Source organism: Methylobacterium isbiliense (assembly GCF_022179325.1).
Taxonomy (GTDB): Bacteria; Pseudomonadota; Alphaproteobacteria; order Rhizobiales; family Beijerinckiaceae; genus Methylobacterium; species Methylobacterium isbiliense.
Genome location: NZ_BPQQ01000162.1, coordinates 1 through 2,315, shown reverse-complemented (window position 1 = coordinate 2,315; position 2,315 = coordinate 1). Strand labels below are relative to the sequence as shown.

The 2,315-nt window shown below is 61.8% G+C and carries 3 protein-coding genes; 2 read left to right on the top strand and 1 reads right to left on the bottom strand.

Annotation, left to right across the window (positions count from 1 at the left end):
• Window positions 1–193: 193 nt before the first annotated feature.
• Window positions 194–508: a hypothetical protein gene (locus MFF61_RS33760; RefSeq protein WP_157914320.1), complete on the bottom strand. Its 315-nt coding sequence runs from the start codon at window positions 506–508 to the stop codon at window positions 194–196.
• Window positions 509–751: 243 nt separating this feature from the next.
• Here MFF61_RS33760 and MFF61_RS33755 point away from each other — a divergent pair, with 243 nt between their 5' ends.
• Window positions 752–1,207 (top strand): MarR family winged helix-turn-helix transcriptional regulator, encoded by a 456-nt coding sequence (locus MFF61_RS33755; RefSeq protein ID WP_096488071.1) that lies wholly within the window; start codon window positions 752–754, stop codon window positions 1,205–1,207.
• 885 nt (window positions 1,208–2,092) lie between these two features.
• On the top strand, window positions 2,093–2,281 hold the full coding sequence (locus MFF61_RS33750; protein ID WP_238242233.1) for a hypothetical protein: 189 nt from the start codon (window positions 2,093–2,095) through the stop codon (window positions 2,279–2,281).
• Window positions 2,282–2,315: the final 34 nt, after the last annotated feature.

Here is a 2,315-nt window from a genome sequence, read left to right as displayed (position 1 = left end):
GGAGCCGTAGAGCGCCACACGGGTCAGGCGATCTGCGTGGCCATCGAACGCAACCAGCACATCGGTGACTCTGCCCGGGTAGCCGCTTCGGCCCAACGTTTGGGAATGCAGAGGCATGGATTTTCTCCGTGGAGGAAGCTGTCGTGGTGGAGATGACGCACACCTCCACCGGTTGAGCGGAGGAGGATGACCGTTACCGCGCCGGAACTTCGATGCGAGCACCCCAGACGTTGATGGTCCGGGTAGCCGTCGTCTGAGCTTCTGACGCCGTGATCGGAGGCCGTTCCGACGAGGAGGTGTAAGCGGTCCCTCGCCCCTTACTGCGCAGCGGAACAGCACCTTCACCGCTGCGCGAGGTGCTGGGCGCGCCGACCGGATGGCCGGCCTCCGGCCGGATGAACTCATGTCCCCAAGCAGCGAAGGTGCGGCTTTCCTGGGCGGCGGCCGGCAGCGTGGTGGCGGCGAGAGCGGAGGCGATCGCGAACGCGACGGTGGTCGGTGTGGACATGGTGGTCTCCTTTTTGCCTGAGCGGCCGTCGGCGCTGGGTTGTCCGGAGCAGAGTGCGATGCAGCTCACCCGGTAGGTTTGATATAAAACCAGTGAGACCGGCCGCATGTGCGTTGGCGCACATGGTGTGATATCAAACAAGCAGGAGGCTGGGACCCGCGGTGAGTGCCGCTCGCACGAGCGCTTGCTGAACCCATATGCATGAACCGGGTGCCGCTTCCTGTTTGGAACCACGACGTGTCCATGCCCTACAGAATGACCCCCGACACGGCTGCAGCCATCGAGCGGGCCTGTATCTGTGTTGCCGTTCAGCGCGCTGCACGCGTGATCGGGCGCGAGTTCGATGCAGTATTCCGTAGCGTCGGGCTGTCAAACTGGCAGTTTACACTGCTCACCGTCCTTGCACTCGGCGATCCGCCGACCATGCGTGAGTTGGCCGAGGAGCTTGCCCTCGACAAGAGCACTCTCACGGCCAACGTCAAATTGCTTGAGAAGCGCGGATTGATCGCGACCGAGTCCGACACCCATGACCGACGTGCTCGGCGCGTGCGTCTGACGGAGTCGGGCCGCGCTCTCCTCGATGCGACCATTCCGCTGTGGGAGAAAGCGCAGGCCAATTGTGTGGGTCGCGTGGGCATTGCGCAGGCTGGCTCGCTGCGGCGGACACTTGCGACGCTGTCGAGCCGTGGTCGTGAATGAACACGAACTCTGCAATTCACTTTTGATGAAATAAAAGAGGCGTTACCTCGCTGATATGCTGCGAGACATTGTAGCTTCTAAGTTTTTGTATACTCCTATGATCATAATCGGCAAGTGAAGTCCGAAATGCGAAGAAAAATTTTTGCGAAAGCACCGAACGATAGAGGCTATTATCAAAGGTAGTTCGGAAACAGTGAAGCAGCGAACCGAGCGCGTTGGAATAATGATCGGTGAGGCCGTGAGGGACCCGCTGTAAGCTGAGGTGGCGGACTGGGCTGAGAGCAGTTCAGTCTCTAGCCCAGCCCGCCTGTCGTCACGGGCTCGCGGGGACGTGACCGGCTCGACAGCTGCTATTGTGCGTCAGAGAGCTGTCGTTTGTGTGAATGGCGACGCTGCAGTCCTCCGCCCCACTGACCTGACCGACGGGCTCTGGTCCGGGCTGATTGAGGATCAGCCCGGACCAGAGGAGCCGGAGATGCGGCGAGGACAGAAGACGAGTGTGGAGCGTTGAGGTCACCTTCCAAGAAGTCCGCCGCCTTGGCGTCGAGACCCAGCGGCAGTGGTCCGACACGGCGATCGCCCGTACGACGCCCTGCCTGCTCGCCCTGCTCTTGATCGTCACGCTGCTTGCCAGTCGTCTGCCGATCCGCGACCGCCCTCGGGTCGCGACAGCGGCCTGGTACGCCAAACCAAGGCCGACCCTAGTCGATGCCCTTGTGGCGGTGCGGTATGCACTCTGGCGGGAGCAGAGTTTGGTGATGTCCCGCCGCCAGCGCCACAAATCGAAACCGCGGTTCGTCCTACCCCACCCCGGAGCCTACGCTCTCTGCCAGGCCGCCTGATTGGCCGAACTCGAGCTAAGCGGATGATCCAGCGGCCCACTCCTTGCCGGCCCTCGACCGCGAGGACAACGAGATCACTCCGCTCACGATCTGTAGGCTGGGCCAAAAAGGTTGCGACATGGCGAAGGTGCACGGTCACGTGCAAGGCCATCAGGCCGTCATCAGCACCGACCGCCTCCCGTCCGACCTGTCCCTTTCAGAGATCGTCTTGCGGCTGTATCGTTCGATCTGATTTTCTTAATCTGAGATCCCGTCTCATAACGGGC

What these genes read in the sequence shown, in the direction of transcription:
- MFF61_RS33760 (WP_157914320.1), bottom strand. Translation starts at nt 508, where the DNA reads ATGTCCACACCGACCACCGTCGCGTTCGCGATCGCCTCCGCTCTCGCC.
- MFF61_RS33755 (WP_096488071.1), top strand. Translation starts at nt 752, where the DNA reads ATGCCCTACAGAATGACCCCCGACACGGCTGCAGCCATCGAGCGGGCC.